The sequence below is a fragment of the Mangrovimonas aestuarii genome, assembly GCF_028767185.1.
In the GTDB taxonomy this organism is placed as follows: domain Bacteria; phylum Bacteroidota; class Bacteroidia; order Flavobacteriales; family Flavobacteriaceae; genus Mangrovimonas_B; species Mangrovimonas_B aestuarii.
On sequence record NZ_JARACK010000001.1, the window covers coordinates 97,885 to 114,164 of the forward strand.

At 37.6% G+C, this 16,280-nt stretch carries 15 protein-coding genes; 11 read left to right on the forward strand and 4 right to left on the reverse strand.

Going from position 1 to position 16,280, the window contains the following annotated elements:
- The first annotated feature begins 138 nt into the window (after positions 1-138).
- The 6 genes from PWU04_RS00470 (at position 139) to PWU04_RS00495 (ending at position 4,759) form a co-directional block, all read left to right on the forward strand.
- The gene (locus tag PWU04_RS00470) at positions 139-1,197 is read left to right on the forward strand and encodes a 3-oxoacyl-ACP synthase III family protein (RefSeq protein ID WP_274473835.1); all 1,059 of its coding nucleotides are present in this window, start codon (positions 139-141) and stop codon (positions 1,195-1,197) included.
- Positions 1,198-1,213: 16 nt separating this feature from the next.
- Positions 1,214-1,741 carry a methyltransferase gene (locus PWU04_RS00475; protein ID WP_274473836.1) on the forward strand — a complete coding sequence of 176 codons (528 nt, stop codon included), beginning with the start codon at positions 1,214-1,216 and terminating at the stop codon, positions 1,739-1,741.
- 13 nt (positions 1,742-1,754) lie between these two features.
- The gene (locus PWU04_RS00480; protein ID WP_274473837.1) at positions 1,755-2,597 is read left to right on the forward strand and encodes a glycosyltransferase; all 843 of its coding nucleotides are present in this window, start codon (positions 1,755-1,757) and stop codon (positions 2,595-2,597) included.
- A 207-nt stretch (positions 2,598-2,804) separates the two neighbouring features.
- The gene (locus PWU04_RS00485) at positions 2,805-3,254 is read left to right on the forward strand and encodes a hypothetical protein (protein WP_274473838.1); all 450 of its coding nucleotides are present in this window, start codon (positions 2,805-2,807) and stop codon (positions 3,252-3,254) included.
- Positions 3,255-3,456: 202 nt separating this feature from the next.
- On the forward strand, positions 3,457-4,326 hold the full coding sequence (locus PWU04_RS00490) for an SDR family oxidoreductase (RefSeq protein WP_274473839.1): 870 nt from the start codon (positions 3,457-3,459) through the stop codon (positions 4,324-4,326).
- A 118-nt stretch (positions 4,327-4,444) separates the two neighbouring features.
- Positions 4,445-4,759: a rhodanese-like domain-containing protein gene (locus tag PWU04_RS00495; RefSeq protein WP_274473840.1), complete on the forward strand. Its 315-nt coding sequence runs from the start codon at positions 4,445-4,447 to the stop codon at positions 4,757-4,759.
- Positions 4,760-5,061: 302 nt separating this feature from the next.
- Here PWU04_RS00495 and PWU04_RS00500 read toward each other — a convergent pair whose 3' ends face one another.
- Both PWU04_RS00500 and alaS read right to left on the reverse strand, forming a co-directional pair.
- Positions 5,062-6,009, reverse strand: a complete 948-nt coding sequence (locus PWU04_RS00500) for a GSCFA domain-containing protein (protein WP_274473841.1) — start codon at positions 6,007-6,009, stop codon at positions 5,062-5,064.
- A gap of 44 nt (positions 6,010-6,053) precedes the next feature.
- Complete coding sequence (gene alaS, locus PWU04_RS00505) at positions 6,054-8,666, reverse strand: alanine--tRNA ligase (RefSeq protein WP_274473842.1); 2,613 nt, start codon at positions 8,664-8,666, stop codon at positions 6,054-6,056.
- Positions 8,667-8,785: 119 nt separating this feature from the next.
- Between alaS and PWU04_RS00510 the strand changes: the two genes are divergently transcribed.
- The 5 genes from PWU04_RS00510 to PWU04_RS00530 are packed head-to-tail and all read left to right on the forward strand — an operon-like array spanning position 8,786 to position 11,950.
- Positions 8,786-9,757 (forward strand): M23 family metallopeptidase, encoded by a 972-nt coding sequence (locus PWU04_RS00510; RefSeq protein WP_274473843.1) that lies wholly within the window; start codon positions 8,786-8,788, stop codon positions 9,755-9,757.
- Positions 9,757-10,086 (forward strand): MerR family transcriptional regulator, encoded by a 330-nt coding sequence (locus tag PWU04_RS00515; protein WP_274473844.1) that lies wholly within the window; start codon positions 9,757-9,759, stop codon positions 10,084-10,086. The genes PWU04_RS00510 and PWU04_RS00515 overlap by 1 nt, the downstream gene beginning before the upstream one ends.
- A gap of 11 nt (positions 10,087-10,097) precedes the next feature.
- Positions 10,098-10,697: a LemA family protein gene (locus tag PWU04_RS00520; protein WP_274473845.1), complete on the forward strand. Its 600-nt coding sequence runs from the start codon at positions 10,098-10,100 to the stop codon at positions 10,695-10,697.
- 6 nt (positions 10,698-10,703) lie between these two features.
- The gene (locus tag PWU04_RS00525; RefSeq protein WP_274473846.1) at positions 10,704-11,141 is read left to right on the forward strand and encodes a TPM domain-containing protein; all 438 of its coding nucleotides are present in this window, start codon (positions 10,704-10,706) and stop codon (positions 11,139-11,141) included.
- Positions 11,142-11,146: 5 nt separating this feature from the next.
- Positions 11,147-11,950: a TPM domain-containing protein gene (locus PWU04_RS00530; protein ID WP_406600933.1), complete on the forward strand. Its 804-nt coding sequence runs from the start codon at positions 11,147-11,149 to the stop codon at positions 11,948-11,950.
- Between the two features lie 90 nt (positions 11,951-12,040).
- On the opposite strand, the gene PWU04_RS00535 is transcribed toward PWU04_RS00530, so the two are convergent.
- Complete coding sequence (locus tag PWU04_RS00535; protein WP_274473848.1) at positions 12,041-14,845, reverse strand: outer membrane beta-barrel protein; 2,805 nt, start codon at positions 14,843-14,845, stop codon at positions 12,041-12,043.
- Positions 14,846-14,939: 94 nt separating this feature from the next.
- Positions 14,940-16,244, reverse strand: a complete 1,305-nt coding sequence (gene der, locus PWU04_RS00540; RefSeq protein ID WP_274473849.1) for a ribosome biogenesis GTPase Der — start codon at positions 16,242-16,244, stop codon at positions 14,940-14,942.
- Between the last annotated feature and the right edge of the window lie 36 nt (positions 16,245-16,280).

The following is a 16,280-nucleotide window of genomic DNA, read 5'->3' on the forward strand; positions in this document are numbered from 1 at the left end:
CCTTTTTTTATGAAATAAGCAATTAAAAATCAATTTATTGAGAATTTAACAAATATTGTTTGATTGTAGATACAACCTTCTTTTTTTAAAATTACATTCATTAGCTTAGTCATAACACGCCTTTAAAAACTCATATTTATGGCTACAAAGATTATTAGCACAGGTGCACATATCCCTGGTAGTATTGAGACTAATGAACAATTCAGTAAGCATGAATTTCTAAATACAGATGGTACGCCTTTTAAACACTGCAATACTGTCATTATTGAAAAATTTAAAGCCATTACTGGTATTGGTGAGCGACGTTACGCCGAGCCACACCTCAATACTTCAGATTTAGGATTCTACGCTGCAGAGGAAGCTATTACCAACGCCAAAATAGACCCAGAATCTCTGGATTACATTATCGTGGCCCATAATTTTGGAGACGTAAAGCATAATACTATACAAAGCGATATGGTTCCTGGAATAGCGTCAAGAATTAAGCATAACCTGAGAATTAAAAACCCTAATTGTGTAGCCTACGACATTTTGTTTGGTTGCCCAGGCTGGGTTGAAGGTATTATTCAAGCCCATGCCTTTATACAATCGGGTATGGCAAAACGCTGTTTGGTTATTGGTACAGAAGCATTGTCTCGGGTGGTAGACAAACACGATCGAGATTCAATGATCTATTCTGATGGTGCTGGGGCTACTATAGTAGAATCTGTTGAAGGTAAAAGCGGCATTCTTTCACACGAAACGGCAAGCTATACTTTTGACGAAGCCTTTTACCTTCGTTTTGGAGGGTCGTATAACCAAACCCACGACCCAAACACTCGATACATTAAAATGGACGGCCGTAAAATTTACGAGTTCGCATTACAGCATGTTCCATCAGCGATGAAATCCTGTTTAGATAAAAGCGGTATACCTATTACAGATGTGAAGAAAATATTTCTGCATCAAGCCAATGAAAAAATGGACGAAGCCATCTTGAAACGCTTCTATAAACTTTACAACACCGATATACCTGAAAACGTTATGCCAATGAGCATCCATAAATTGGGAAATAGTTCTGTAGCTACTATCCCTACCCTATTAGATTTGGTAATTAACAATAAAGTAGAAAACCATCAGCTAAACCACGGTGATGTTGTTATATTTGCAAGTGTTGGCGCCGGAATGAACATCAACGCCATTACTTATAGATATTAAAAACAGGACCTACAAAATGTACGAAGGCAAATACCCCCATAAACGCTATAAACATACATTAGACTTTTTAAAAACACATATCGATACTAAAGAAAAAATTCTGGACCTTGGTGTTCGCAATCCATTTTCTGAAATTATGGAAAGTGAGGGGTATTCAGTAAATAATACCCTGGGAGAAGACCTTGATATTGACTCTTCAAACATTTCAAGTTCTGATGCCTCTGTAGTTACTGCCTTCGAAATCTTTGAACATCTTTTATCTCCTTTTACTGTTTTAAAGAATATAAAAGCCGATAGACTTGTTGCTAGTGTTCCTTTAAAATTATGGTTTGCTCCTGCCTACAGAAGCAAAACTGATATGCGCGACCGCCATTACCACGAGTTTGAAGATTGGCAATTTGATTGGTTACTAGAAAAATCTGGATGGACCATTAAGGCTAGAAACAAATGGACTAACCCAACTAAAAAAATAGGCATACGCCCTATTTTACGTTGGTTTACGCCGAGGTATTACATTGTTTATGCAGAACGCACAAAAAGTTAATTGAGATTACTGTATGAACTTCCACATCGTCATACCGGCCCATAACGAAGCGGATTGTATTGGTAAAACCTTAGAATCGTTAGCAGAACAAACATTAAAGCCTAAACAGGTTGTTGTGGTTAACGACCATTCTTCGGACGAGACAGCAACTATTGTTGAGCATTTTACCAAAATGCACGATTGGATACACCTGGTTAATGTTAGTTCTTCGGACGAACATTTACCCGGTAGCAAGATTATTAATGCATTTTATAAAGGCTATAAAGTTCTGGATACTGATTATGATGTAATCTGTAAATTTGATGCCGATCTTATTTTCCCTCGTAACTATTTGAAGCAACTTAGCAACCATTACAGCGCTAACTCTAATTTAGGAATGGTTGCCGGGTTTTGCTATATAGAAAAGAATGGTGAATGGGTTTTGGAGAGCCTAACCAGAAAAGACCATATACGAGGTGCCTTAAAAGCTTACAGAAAACAATGTTTTGAGGACATTGGTAAACTGAAACCTTCCATGGGATGGGACACAGTAGATGAGCTTTTGGCGCAATATCACGGATGGGAATTATTGACCGATGAAAGCCTTCATGTAAAACATTTAAAACCTACCGGTGCGAGCTACAACAAAGCCTCGAAATACCTCCAGGGTGAAGCCATGTATAAACTACGTTACGGCTTTATTATCACATTTATTTCAGCTTTAAAATTGGCATATAAAAAACGGCAACCAGAGCTCTTTTTTGATTACATGAACGGGTATTTCCACGCTAAGAAACAAGGTGTCACTCCTCTTATTTCCGAAACCGAAGGACAGTTTATCCGTAAACTACGTTGGAGTAAGATGCTAAGGCAATAAGCTAGCTTTGAGACTGCACCTCACTTTTTATGATTCAAATCATTAGTATTAAATGAATAATCTGAAGCAGATAATATTATATGTATATATTTTAGAATCTGAAAAAATATCAGAAATACGGTTAATAAAAAGGTTTACAACAACCAACGCAACCATTACCATAAACTCCATCTATTAGGATTAGGAAACAACTTTACATACAACACCATGAAACATTATTGGTCTTTACTTTTTTTAGTGTGTACGTTACTAAGCTGTCAAAACGACGATGACAACCATAACAATGTTTTAACTTGTACCGATGCTGGAGATTGTGATAAGTGTGTTGTGATTGACGGCACTTTATACGATGAGATAGCTACGGATAATTACTTTATTGCCAATGTTATTATAAACGGTGACTGTTTAGAAATAGAACTAACCAGTTCCGGTTGTGATGGTAGTACTTGGGTAGTCGACCTAGTTGACTCTGGGGCGCTTTTGGAATCAGCACCACCGCAACGCCTTTTAAAATTGAACCTGAAAAATTTAGAGCTCTGTGATGCTGTAATTACACAATCTCATTCATTTAACGCAAGTGAGCTCCAAGAAAGTAATTTCGACACTGTAATATTGAATATTCAAGATTGGGGAGAGTCAATTGATTACAATTATTAATCCTAAGTAAATACTACTATCTGTACTAATCATTGCCAAACTCAATAAATAACGAATTTTCGGTTTAAAACACACAATGAAATCCCCAAATAACTAGAATGACAATTTCTTTCTACAGAGTTTAATTTGTAACTTTAAGACACTTAATTACAAGCTTCACCCACAAACCTACCATCATCTTCTTACTTTTAAATCTATTAAAATGAAGTCCGTAATAATTACTGGTGCCAACAGAGGTATTGGATTAGAAACTACACTAGCTTTTGCAAGACATGGATATAAGGTTTTTGCAACAATGCGGAATCCTGACAAAGCAACTGAACTCAACCGTAAAATACAAGAAGAGTCACTATCCGTAAAAATTTTAAAAATGGATGTAGATTCTGATAATTCGGTAAAAGAAGCCTTCGATTTCATATTTACTGACAATACTTCTATTGATGTATTGGTCAATAATGCCGGAATAGAGCAGCATGGAACTGTAGAAGAATTGGATTTATCACAATTTAAGAAAGTAATGGAAACCAATTATTTTGGGATTATACGCTGTGTAAAAGCGGCTTTAAAACCAATGCGTGAGCAAGGCTTTGGTTGTATTATTAATGTATCATCTGTTGCCGGTCATATTTCCAGCTCTCCGTTATCACCTTATTCTGCTTCAAAATTTGCTGTTGAAGCATTCAGTGAAGCTTTGGCACAGGAAATGAAGCCTCACAACATCAAAGTAGCCATTGTTAAGCCTGGAATTATAAACACAGATATGGCGAGGGAAATTGCGGATAGCAAGCACTCCTCTTCCAAGTCTCCTATAACAGAACGTTTTGGAAATCTTTTTAAGGAGTCTCTTAAAACCCCTACTGATGCCCATTTGGTTGCAGATAAGATTTTAGAAATTGCAGAAAGTGATTCCTGGAAACTTAGGCATCCAGTTGGCCCAGATGCCATTCCTTTTTTAGAATGGCGTTTTTCTATGAGTGATGAAGAATGGATTGATTGGAATGCCGCAAATGACAAAGAGTGGTATGACAGTGTTGAAGAATCGTTTGGACTGAATGCTAGACCCCGTTCTTAACAAGAACATTCTATTTAAACAAAATCATCTTTCTTTTCGCTCAATTTACAACATGTAACCAAAGTTACTTTTTATCTGGAATACAATCCGTTACTTTGTATCAAATAAAAAAACGATTATGGGAATACTAAGTAGTTTATTCGGAAATAAATCAGACGAGTTAAAAGCACTTTATGAAAACGGTGCTGTAATTATAGATGTTAGAAGTGCCGGAGAATATGCTGGAGGTGCCATTCCGGGATCTAAAAATATCCCGCTTCAACAAATAGCAGCTAAAGCAAAGGATATTAAAAAACTTAACAAACCGGTAATTACCTGTTGTGCCAGTGGAATGCGATCAGGGTCTGCAGCAGGCGTCCTTAAAGGTCACGGCATTGAAGTTATAAATGGTGGTGGTTGGCTTAATTTAAGCCGAAAACTAGAATTGGTATAAACCTTTACATAAACTTCTAAAATCAAAAGACCCTCACGGTGAATGCCAACGTGAGGGTCTTTTTTCGATTTATAACGAATGAAAAAAAAATTCTTTAAAAAAAGCACCAGAGCAAAACGTTACCAACAAGAATCACAACTGATGCTTAAATTTTATCGATTAATAGCTTAATAAAAGTACAACTATTTCTCATTGAGCCTATCTTTTTTCGACGAATAACAAATTAAAAAGGCAAAACCACAAACACACTAATACATTGATTTAAAAAGGGTTAAAAAGAAAGATTAGGATTACATTCGCTTTTAAAAGGACATAAAAGGATACTTCTCCTGCAGTTGTTGTTGCTTATACTTAAGCGTTATTAAAAAACGTTGGTGAGCTTCCGATATGGGATTGAAAGGTTTATGCTTTAATCCTTTTTGTACAGTATCTACCATTTTCATTGTTCCTTCTAACGTAGGATCTAACCACACTTTTTCAAAACGCTCCCATATATAGTTAATCGCAGTAATATTTGGATGAATCATATCTTCGGCATAAAAGCGATAATCCCTTAATTCATCCATTAAAATCTCATAAGATGGAAAATAAAATGTATTTTCAACGTGCTCCAAAGTCGAATGAATTCCCGATATCAAATGGGCTTTACTGCGGTTATTTTCAACCATCCCATCTTTAATGTGCCTTACGGGAGATACCGTATATATTACTTTTACGTTTGGGTTTAGGTTCTGAATTAAGTTTACAGCATCTCTCGTTATTTGAGCAACATTTTCTACCGACATAAGCTCTTTTGTAAACTGTGTTTGCGGCACCTTGTGGCAATTGGCTACTACAGATTGACTGCTCTTTTTTCTGTACACCCAAGCTGTTCCTAAAGTGATTACAACATGTGTAGCTTCCAATAATTGTTTTGAAAGTATACTTAGGGCTTCATTTAAACCAGAAACGACAATCCCTTTATCTGAATGACTTAATTTTGAATGCGCTTCAAAACAATGCCATTGCTCATTATGAAAGAAGACATCGCTTTCTGTAAAAACTTCTTTATTGGCAGCACGCTCAAACAATCTTAAAATTGCAAAAGGGTTAAATAATACACCAAAAGGATTAACCTCAGATTGAAACTTAAAATACTTTAGCTTCTCACCTATGTTATCAACAAAACAAGAACCCATGAGTAACAACTTTGAGTTGTAGTCAATGTTACACTTTTCTGGATGAATTGGTACTTGGGTTTGAAGTTTCATAGTATTTATAAAAAATCCCGCTTTTAGGCGGGATTATGTTTTTATTATTGAAGATACGATTTAACATTCGCCAAGGCTTCTGCAATTCCTTCTGGTTTCTTTCCTCCCGCAGTTGCAAAGAAAGGCTGACCACCTCCACCTCCTTGGATGTATTTACCTAGCTCTCTAACTATCTGTCCAGCATTTAAGCCTTTATCTGCTACTAGTTCTTTTGAAATATAACACGATAATAGGGCTTTTCCGTTTTGATTGGAAGCAAACAATAAGAATAGGTTATCGATTTGACTTCCCATCTCAAAAGCTACATCTTTAATTCCTGCTGCATCTAAATCAACTTCTTTTGCAAGGAACTGAACACCGTTAACCTCAGCCAACTCATTAAATAACTCTCCTTTTATGTTTTTGGCTTTATCCTTCAGCAGCTGCTCTATTTGCTTTTTAAGGGCGTTATTTTCCTCTAAAATGTTTTCTACAGCACTTACTGCCGACTTAGGATTTTTAAGCTTCTGTTTTAGCTCATCGAAATCCTTATCTACATCTACAAAGTAATTTTTAACTGCATTATTGGTAATAGCTTCTATACGACGCACTCCAGCTGCCACAGCACTTTCTGTATTGATTTTAAAATACCAGATATCGCCAGTTTGAGTTACGTGGGTTCCCCCACAAAGCTCCATAGACTTACCAAACTTGATAGCGCGAACACTATCACCATATTTTTCTCCAAACAAAGCCAAAGCACCTTCTTCAATAGCTTGTTGCATAGAGATATTACGTTTCTCCTCTAATCTTAGATTTTCATTGATACGGGCATTCACGAACTCCTCGATTTCGTGAAGTTGTTCTTTATCCACTTTAGAGAAATGTGAAAAGTCAAATCTTAAATACTTTGGACTTACCAAAGATCCTTTTTGCTCAACATGAGTGCCCAACACTGTACGCAACGCTTGGTGCAACAAATGGGTTGCCGTATGGTTACAAGCTGTTAACTGACGTAATTCTGTATTTACAACGGCCCTAAAAGTAGCATCTAAATGCTTTGGAAGAGTTTTAGCGTAATGTATAATCAGGTTGTTTTCCTTTTTGGTATCTGTCACATAAATTACATCCCCATTAGGTGTTTCAATATACCCTTGGTCTCCAACCTGTCCTCCTCCTTCTGGGTAGAACGGCGTTTCGTTAAATACCAATTGATACTGCTCTCCTTCTTTTTTGGTCTTGATTTTTCTGTAACGCGTTAATTTCACATCAGCGCTTAGGCTATCATAACCAATAAATTCTTCCGATTCGTTTTCAAGTAGCACCACCCAATCCGAAGCCTCTACAGAAGATGCTGCACGAGAGCGGCTTTTTTGCTTATCCATTTCAGTAGCAAAGCCAGCTTCATCGATTGTATATCCTTTTTCGCGGGCAATCAATTGGGTTAAATCCAATGGAAAACCATAAGTGTCATAAAGCTCAAAAGCTTTAGTTCCAGAAACCACATCTCCTTTGGTTTCCTCTACGACTTTATCCAACAACAACAACCCTTGTTCTAAAGTTCTCAAGAAAGATTGTTCTTCTTCACGGATTACATTATGCACTAATTGTTCTTGAGCCTTAATCTCTGGGAACGCTGCTCCCATTTGATGACTAAGGGTTTCAGCCAATTTAAAGATAAATGGCTCTTTTTGATCTAAAAACGTAAATCCGTAACGGATGGCACGACGCAAAATGCGACGGATAACATACCCTGCACCTGTATTACTTGGTAATTGCCCATCGGCAATAGAAAACGCTACAGCTCTCACGTGATCAGAAATTACTCTAATAGCTACATCAACCTTATCATCCTTACCGTAAGCTTTACCAGTGATAGTTTCTATTTCCCTGATTAATGGTATGAACACATCAGTATCGTAATTAGACTGTACACCTTGCATTACCATACACAAACGCTCGAAGCCCATTCCCGTATCGATATGCTTAGCAGGAAGGTTCTCCAACGAACCATCAGCCTTTCTGTTGTATTGCATAAATACCAAGTTCCAGATTTCCACAACCTGTGGATGGTCTTGGTTTACCAATTCTTTTCCTGAAATCTTGGCTTTTTCCTCAGCCGATCGGATATCAACATGGATTTCACTACAAGGTCCACAAGGTCCTTGGTCGCCCATTTCCCAGAAGTTATCCTTTTTATTTCCCATCAGGATTCTTTCCTCTGGAATAATAGCTTTCCAAAAATCGTAAGCTTCTTGATCCATGGGAAGCTTATCGTCCTCACTACCCTCAAAAACAGTAACGTAAAGAATATCCTTATCTACTCCGTAAACTTCGGTAAGCAATTCCCAAGCCCAAGCAATGGCCTCTTTCTTGAAGTAGTCTCCAAAACTCCAGTTCCCCAACATTTCAAATAAAGTATGGTGATAAGTATCATAACCTACTTCTTCTAAATCGTTATGCTTGCCCGATACGCGCAAACACTTCTGTGAATCGGCAATACGCGATTCCTTTACCTTGGCATTTCCCAAAAAGTACTCTTTAAACGGAACCATCCCTGCATTAACGAACATCAGGGTAGGATCATCTTTTAATACCATGGGTGCCGATGGCACAATAGCGTGTTGTTTGCTTTTAAAAAAGTCTAGAAACTTTGCACGTATCTCTTGAGATTTCATATAAATCGTTTATTGATAATTTTCCCATTAATGTAAAACAATCCCTATATTTGTTTGCTTACATTAAGCTTTAAAATTCTTGTGATTTTTATAACTGCAAAAATAGTATAAAATAGGTAATGAGTAAGGTAAAATATTATTATGATCCCGAAACGCTTTCCTATAGAAAAATAGAGCGAAAAAAGCGAACCACAGCCAAGTACGTTAGCTTCTTTTTATTGGCAGCCGCCTTGTTTGCATTTCTTTTTGTGTCTATCGCCGGACAGTTTGTCGAATCGCCTTATGAAAAGGCTCTTAAACGCGAATTAGCCAACATGCAATTGCAATATGAACTATTGGACAAAAAAATGGACCAAGCAGAATCTGTTTTAGCTAGCATTGAAGACAGGGACAATAATATCTACAGACTCTACTTTGAAGCCAATCCTATTCCTGAAGAGCAGCGCAAGGCAGGCTTTGGAGGGGTTAACCGGTATAAAGATCTTGAAGGGTTTGACAATTCAAAACTTATTATTGAAAGCAACAAACGCATTGATAAACTTTTAAAGCAAATTGTTGTTCAATCGAAATCCCTCGATGAAATCACCAAGTTAGCTGAGGAAAAAGAAAAGCTATTAGCGGCTATTCCTGCGATACAACCTATCAGCAACGACGACCTTACAAGAATGGCATCTGGTTATGGCTATCGTACCGACCCATTTACTAAAGTACGTAAGTTTCACTACGGAATGGATTTCACTTCCCCTAGAGGCACACCTATTTATGCATCTGGAGACGGCACCGTTATCAGGGCAGATAACCGCTCTACAGGTTACGGAAATCACATTCGGATAGACCACGGTTATGGTTACGTAAGCCTCTATGCACACCTATACAAATACAATGTAAAAAAGGGACAAAAAGTAAAACGAGGTGAATTGATAGGATTTGTGGGGAGTACCGGTCGCTCAGAGGCACCTCACCTGCACTATGAAGTATCTAAGGACAAAAAACGTATCAACCCTATTAATTTTTATTACGGAAGTTTGACCTCAGATGAGTTTAACAAGCTGCTTGAAAAAGCTTCTCAAGAAAACCAATCATTAGATTAATGCACACAGAACTTCCCGAAAAACGATATTACAGTATTGGCGAGGTCGCCAAAGCTTTTGATGTAAACACATCCTTAATCCGATTTTGGGAAAAGGAGTTCGATATTCTTCAGCCTAAAAAAAATGCCAAGGGTAACCGGATGTTTACTCCAGAGGATATAAAAAACCTCAAGTTGATCTACCATCTGGTAAAGGAACGTGGATTTACTTTGGAAGGCGCAAAGGTTCACCTCAAGGAAGAAAAGCAAAAAACCCTTACTAATTTTGATATAATCACTAAATTAGAAGAGATAAAAATACAACTGATCAAAATTAAAAATCAACTCTAAAACGAAACATCATGAAAAAGTGGTTAATTCCTGTAATTATTATTGCCGTTATTGGCTTTGCTCTTTATAATTGGGCTGTTGGTTTTAACAATACAGCAATCGCATTAAATGAAAATGTTGGTGAAGCTTGGGGTAACGTACAAACTTCATATCAAAGAAGAAACGATCTAATTGGCAACTTGGTAAAAACAGTTCAAGGCGCTGCCGATTTTGAGCGCGGTACTCTAACCGATGTCATAGAGGCACGTGCCAAGGCTACTTCTACAACTATTGATCCAACCAATATTACGCCTGAACAGCTAAAACAATTCAACGAAGCCCAAGGAGGACTAAGCAGTGCTTTATCCCGTTTACTGGTAGCTGTTGAGCGCTATCCAGATTTGAAAGCAAACCAAAACTTTTTAAAGCTTCAAGACGAGCTGGCCAGTACAGAAAACACCATTCAAACGGCCAGAACACGTTATAACGAGGCTATAAAACCATACAACAATCATGTAAAGAAATTTCCAAATTCACTTTTAGCTGGCTTGTTTAACTTTGAAGGAAAACCTTATTTCGATGCTGAAGCTGGCGCTGAAAAACCCGTGGAAGTTGATTTTGACTTTAAATAAAATACCATGTCCAATATAGAGGATTTCCTAACAGCAGAGGAAGAGCAGGAAATCATTGAAGCCATACGAATTGCAGAGGATCACACCTCTGGAGAGATACGGGTTCATATTGAACGTTCTACCAGCAAAGACACTTTTGAACGTGCTAAAGAGGTGTTCCATTTTCTAAAAATGGACAACACCAAGCTTAGCAATGGAGTCCTTATTTATGTTGCTGTAGACGACCATCATTTTGTGATTTGTGGAGACAAAGGGATTAATGATGTAGTTCCTGAAAATTTTTGGGATACAACCCGTGATGCCATTCAGGTTCAATTCAAAAAAGGCAACTTTAAACAAGGGCTTATTGATGGTGTTTTAAAAGCTGGGCAGGAACTTAAAGCCCATTTCCCGATGGACGAGAACGACAAAGACGAATTATCTAACGAAATCTCAAAAGGATAGTGTACATAAGAAAAGCCCATATTACCCTTGTCTTATTCATTAGCCTATTTTGGTCAATAGGGGCCATAGCACAATTTGACATACCGCCAAAGCCTGAATTTCAAACCAGTGTTTACGACTATGTAAACCTGCTTTCTGCAAACGAAAAAAGCAGTCTGGAAAACAAACTTGTTAAGTATTCAGACACCACTTCAACGCAAATTGTAGTGGCAATTATTAGTTCTACAAAAGGAGAAAATATAGGTTTACTTACACCCAGATGGGCACATGAATGGGGTATTGGCCAAGCCAAAGAAGATAATGGTGTTTTCATCCTTCTAGCTCGCGATGATAGAAAAATATGGATTTCTCCAGGTTATGGCGTAGAGCCTTTTTTAACTGCAGGAGCCAATGGAGAAATTATCCGCAACATTATCATTCCAGAATTTAAACGGGGAGACTACTATTCAGGATTGGACAAAGGCACCGATGCCATTTTCATGGCTCTTAATGGTGAGTTTAAAGGCTCCCGAAAGGGCAACAAAAACAGTTCTGGTCCTCCTTTAGGTTTTATCCTTTTTATGATAATCATGTTCATCATCTTCCTTATAGCAATTTCAAAAAACAAACGTGGTGGTGGTCGTGGACCAGGCAGTGGAAACCGTGGTGGTTTTGACATTTGGGATGCTATTATTTTAAGCCAAATGGGGCGTGGAGGTTACCGAGGTGGTTCTGGTGGTTTTGGCGGAGGCGGAGGCTTCGGCGGTGGTTTTGGAGGCGGCTTCGGCGGCGGCGGATTTAGTGGCGGTGGTGCTGGAGGAAGTTGGTAAAATTTGATACTAGACTTTAGATATTATTCAATAGACTTTTACAAATAAAAAGAGCAGCTAAAAAGCTGCTCTTTTGGTTTTGTTAATGGCTTAATGGAAATACCTGCCACGATCATTGATTTCTCCTTTCTTCCCAAGGCTATTGAATTTCCAGCTTAAACTCAACATAAAATACTGTTGCAATACGGTACTTTGAGAATCCTGGATATAATCTTGGTTAGCAATGCGCCTTGCATTAGTGTTCTGATCAAGCAAATCGTATACCTTGAAGGTAATCAAACCTTGATCTTTTAATATGCTGTAAGCCACGGTAGCATTCCAAAACCAAGCACTTTTTTGAAACCCTTGGGATATATTCGGGTTGTAAGAATACTGAATATCATTACGCCACTCCAATCCCTTTGGCAGAAACCAAGCTGTTCGCAAATTCAAATTATGATACAGGAAAGAAGTATCGTCAAACACTTCTAAATCATATATTGATTTGGTAAAAGTCGGCGAATAACGAGGGGATACTTCCAATACATCCTTCCACAAAAACTCTAAACCTACTTCTGGAGATATATTACGAGTTTTACTAGCATACAGCACATCGTTGTTAAAATTTACGGACTTGTTAATATTTCCGTAAGCTCCGAAAGTATATTTAACCGACCTGATACTGTCTAACTTCACCTTCTTACTAAAATTTGCCCCTCCAGAGAACCTATAATTTCCATCGACATTGTCGTAAGTTGTTTGCCTAACCAAATTCTCATCAACACGACTACGGCTCACAATTTGGTCATCGATAAAACCTCCATTTACATAAACATAAAACCCAGATTGACTTTGAAAATCATAGTTATTATACCCCATGTAAACATTATGATTTGTGGATGGCTCCAAATCGGGATTTCCCACAACAATGTTCAACGGATTGGACACATTAACGAAAGGCTGTATTTGCGCTAATTCTGGCACATCATTATTAAGCCTATACGATGCATAAGCGGTAGATTTTGAACTGAATTTATAGCGTCCAAACAACCTGTAGTTAACCATGTTAAACTGTCGCGCCATGCTTAGTTCTGGTCTTAAACGGTCTTTATTCTCTAAATTCCTCACTATATACTCCGCATTAAAACGTGTTGACCACTTTTTATTCTTGAAACTTAAAGACATTCCAGGGTATAAACGCTCATTGGTGTACTCGAAATCGGAACTCAAAAGTGCATTAAATTCGGTATAATCTCCATTTTCATTCTTATCTAAAGTCGTTTTCGTATCGGTTGTTTTAGTATTAATGTACCCATAAGAGAATCCTAAAAACAACTCCTTGGGGATTAAAGGCAATCTATAGGAAATACTTGAAGAGTATTCATTCACTTCATTCATTCCCTCGGTATACTGATCGCGCTCGTCTTGGTCAATTAAAACAAAATCGGTATTATTAGGGTCATCTAAATCTTCACCATAAACATTGGTAAGTGCAAACAAATAATCATCTGTTTCACGGGTACTAATATTATTGGAAAAATAGGCTTTTAGATAAGCGCCTTTACTGCCAAACTTTTTGGTAATATCAATGTTATTCGAGAAACTTTTAGCAATATTCTCTACATAGGAAGATGTTTCAGATTCATTGGTTAATACCTCATCTATATTGCTTGTACTCTCATCTCGTGAAAAAGAGGTTTTGCTGTTAGAGTGTCTAAATGAAGGATCGACATTGATTAAAAAGGTAGAATCTATTTCTATATCGAAACCAATATTTGAACTATGGCTATCATTATCACTTATTGAATTGGAGCGCGAGTTCGTAAAATACCTTGTATCTGGTAAAATATTCTCTCGCTTAGTAACTGTTGTGTTTTCCGAATTACTGCCTGCGTAAAAATAGTCGGCTGTTACCTCTACCCCTTCACTAAGGTTATCGGCATAATTCATCCCTGCATTTTGTGATTTGGTAATTCCCTGCCCCCCTCCAAAGGTTCTTCCATCTATTGTAAAACTACCATCACTAGAAAACGATGAAGCATAACCTCCAAACATTTTCTGAATTTCACCAAAACTGAATCCAGGAGAGTTAATGTTATTTCCTCCCGCCAACACACTAACCCGCCTGTCGTTGTTGAAGTAATTGAACATTCCCGCAAACTCGTATCGGTCATCTGTGCCTCCACCAGCAGCAACCCTTCCAAATACACCTTTGTTATTTTCTTCCTTTATGGTAAGATTAATGGTCTTGTTATCGCTATCAGTTACTTCTCCTGAAAAGGCCTCCGATTTAGATTTTGTATCGACTACCTGAATCTTATCAATAATTTCCTTGGTCAGGTTTCTTGTTGTTATCGTTGGATCGTCACCAAAAAAAGGTTTGCCATTCACTAAGATCTTGTTCACCTCTTTACCGTTAACTTTTATCTTTCCATTTTCATCAACCTCAACACCGGGAAGCTGTTTTAACAAATCCTCTACTGTTGCGTCTTTTTTTGTTTTAAAAGATTTTACATTAAATTCTAAAGTATCTTTTTTGATGGTAACAGGAGCCTGAGAAGTAATTACGATTTCTTGAAGCTCATTAGAACTCTCTTCCATGGCAATGGTTCCTAAATTAATATCGTACTTATCTAATACTACCCGCTTATGAAATCCTGTATACCCCATGTATGAAACATACAAATCAATTGATTTATCATATGATGTGTCCTCTAAAAGGAAATTTCCATCCTTATCGGATATTGAATAAGTAACAACTGTACTATCCTGAATCCTGGCCACGTGAACAGTAGCCGACTCTAAAGGCGTCTTGTCTTCTTGAGCGATAAGGGTTCCTGAAATTTTAAACTCTTGAGATTGGGAAAAAGTAATAACAGGCCATAGCAGAGCCATGGCTAACAACAGCCTTTGCATAACAATTTTTTGGTTAATAGTAATTCTATACGGGAGCCCAAGATAATTGGAATCTGTATGAACTTTCTTAAAATAACGCTAAAAAAATAGGCTATTACTTCTTACGCATGTATACAGACACAGGCACTCCATTAAAATCGAAATGCTCGCGGAGTTTGTTCTCCAAGAATCGTCTGTAAGGATCGCGAACGTACTGTGGCAAATTACAGAAGAAGGCAAACTGAGGCTGTGGCGTTGGCAGCTGAGTGATAAACTTAATCTTCACGTATTTCCCTTTATAGGCTGGTGGTGGATTATTCTCAATTATTGGCAACAGCACTTCATTAAGTTGGCTTGTTTTTATTTTCTTGCTACGGTTTTTATAAACCTCTACAGCTGTTTCAATAGCTTTATAGATACGTTGCTTTGTAAGTGCAGAAATGAAAATAATTGGCACATCGGTAAACGGTTCTATTTCCTTGCGGATACGTTTTTCGTATTTCTTAACAGATTGAGTATCCTTTTCAACCAAATCCCACTTATTCACCAAGATTACGATCCCTTTACGGTTGCGTTCTGCCAACCAGAAAATGTTTTGTACCTGACCATCAAAACCACGAGTAGCATCAAGCAATAATAAACATACATCTGCATGTTCTATAGCACGAATACTTCTCATTACCGAATAGAATTCCAAGTCTTCTTTTACTCTAGACTTTCTTCTAATCCCAGCCGTATCAACTAAATTGAATTCAAACCCAAAACGGTTGTATTTGGTATCAATAGCATCACGAGTAGTTCCTGCTATATCGGTAACAATATATCTATCTTCACCAATTAAGGCATTGATAAACGATGATTTTCCGGCATTAGGTCGTCCTACTACCGCAAAACGAGGTAAGTTTTCTTCAATACGTTCTTCCTTTTCGGGAAGCGCTTCTACTAGAGCATCTAAAAGATCTCCCGTACCACTACCGTTAATACTGGCAATAGTATAATATTCCCCTAAGCCAAGGGTATAAAACTCAACAGCATCTTGAGCTCGTGCTGCATTATCAACCTTATTTACAGCTAAGAATATGGGCTTATCCACTTTTCGGAGTAGATTGGCAACATCCATATCCATTCCGGTAACACCAGATTCCACATCTACAATAAAGATTATAGCATCGGCCTCATCGATAGCCAATTCTACCTGCTTATCGATTTCAGCTTCAAAAATATCGTCACTACCAATCACATACCCTCCGGTATCGATCAATGAGAATTCTTTACCATTCCAATCACTTTTACCGTAATGGCGGTCTCTTGTAACACCACTAACGGCATCTACAATTGCCTCACGGCGTTGTATTAATCGGTTAAAAAATGTAGACTTCCCTACATTAGGGCGTCCTACTATGGCAACAATATTACTCATTGTATTAAAATATTTTCGGGTGCAAAGATAGTGTAA

What these genes read in the sequence shown, in the direction of transcription:
- PWU04_RS00470 (WP_274473835.1), top strand. Translation starts at nt 139, where the DNA reads ATGGCTACAAAGATTATTAGCACAGGTGCACATATCCCTGGTAGTATT.
- PWU04_RS00475 (WP_274473836.1), top strand. Translation starts at nt 1,214, where the DNA reads ATGTACGAAGGCAAATACCCCCATAAACGCTATAAACATACATTAGAC.
- PWU04_RS00480 (WP_274473837.1), top strand. Translation starts at nt 1,755, where the DNA reads ATGAACTTCCACATCGTCATACCGGCCCATAACGAAGCGGATTGTATT.
- PWU04_RS00485 (WP_274473838.1), top strand. Translation starts at nt 2,805, where the DNA reads ATGAAACATTATTGGTCTTTACTTTTTTTAGTGTGTACGTTACTAAGC.
- PWU04_RS00490 (WP_274473839.1), top strand. Translation starts at nt 3,457, where the DNA reads ATGAAGTCCGTAATAATTACTGGTGCCAACAGAGGTATTGGATTAGAA.
- PWU04_RS00495 (WP_274473840.1), top strand. Translation starts at nt 4,445, where the DNA reads ATGGGAATACTAAGTAGTTTATTCGGAAATAAATCAGACGAGTTAAAA.
- PWU04_RS00500 (WP_274473841.1), bottom strand. Translation starts at nt 6,009, where the DNA reads ATGAAACTTCAAACCCAAGTACCAATTCATCCAGAAAAGTGTAACATT.
- alaS (WP_274473842.1), bottom strand. Translation starts at nt 8,666, where the DNA reads ATGAAATCTCAAGAGATACGTGCAAAGTTTCTAGACTTTTTTAAAAGC.
- PWU04_RS00510 (WP_274473843.1), top strand. Translation starts at nt 8,786, where the DNA reads ATGAGTAAGGTAAAATATTATTATGATCCCGAAACGCTTTCCTATAGA.
- PWU04_RS00515 (WP_274473844.1), top strand. Translation starts at nt 9,757, where the DNA reads ATGCACACAGAACTTCCCGAAAAACGATATTACAGTATTGGCGAGGTC.
- PWU04_RS00520 (WP_274473845.1), top strand. Translation starts at nt 10,098, where the DNA reads ATGAAAAAGTGGTTAATTCCTGTAATTATTATTGCCGTTATTGGCTTT.
- PWU04_RS00525 (WP_274473846.1), top strand. Translation starts at nt 10,704, where the DNA reads ATGTCCAATATAGAGGATTTCCTAACAGCAGAGGAAGAGCAGGAAATC.
- PWU04_RS00535 (WP_274473848.1), bottom strand. Translation starts at nt 14,845, where the DNA reads ATGCAAAGGCTGTTGTTAGCCATGGCTCTGCTATGGCCTGTTATTACT.
- der (WP_274473849.1), bottom strand. Translation starts at nt 16,244, where the DNA reads ATGAGTAATATTGTTGCCATAGTAGGACGCCCTAATGTAGGGAAGTCT.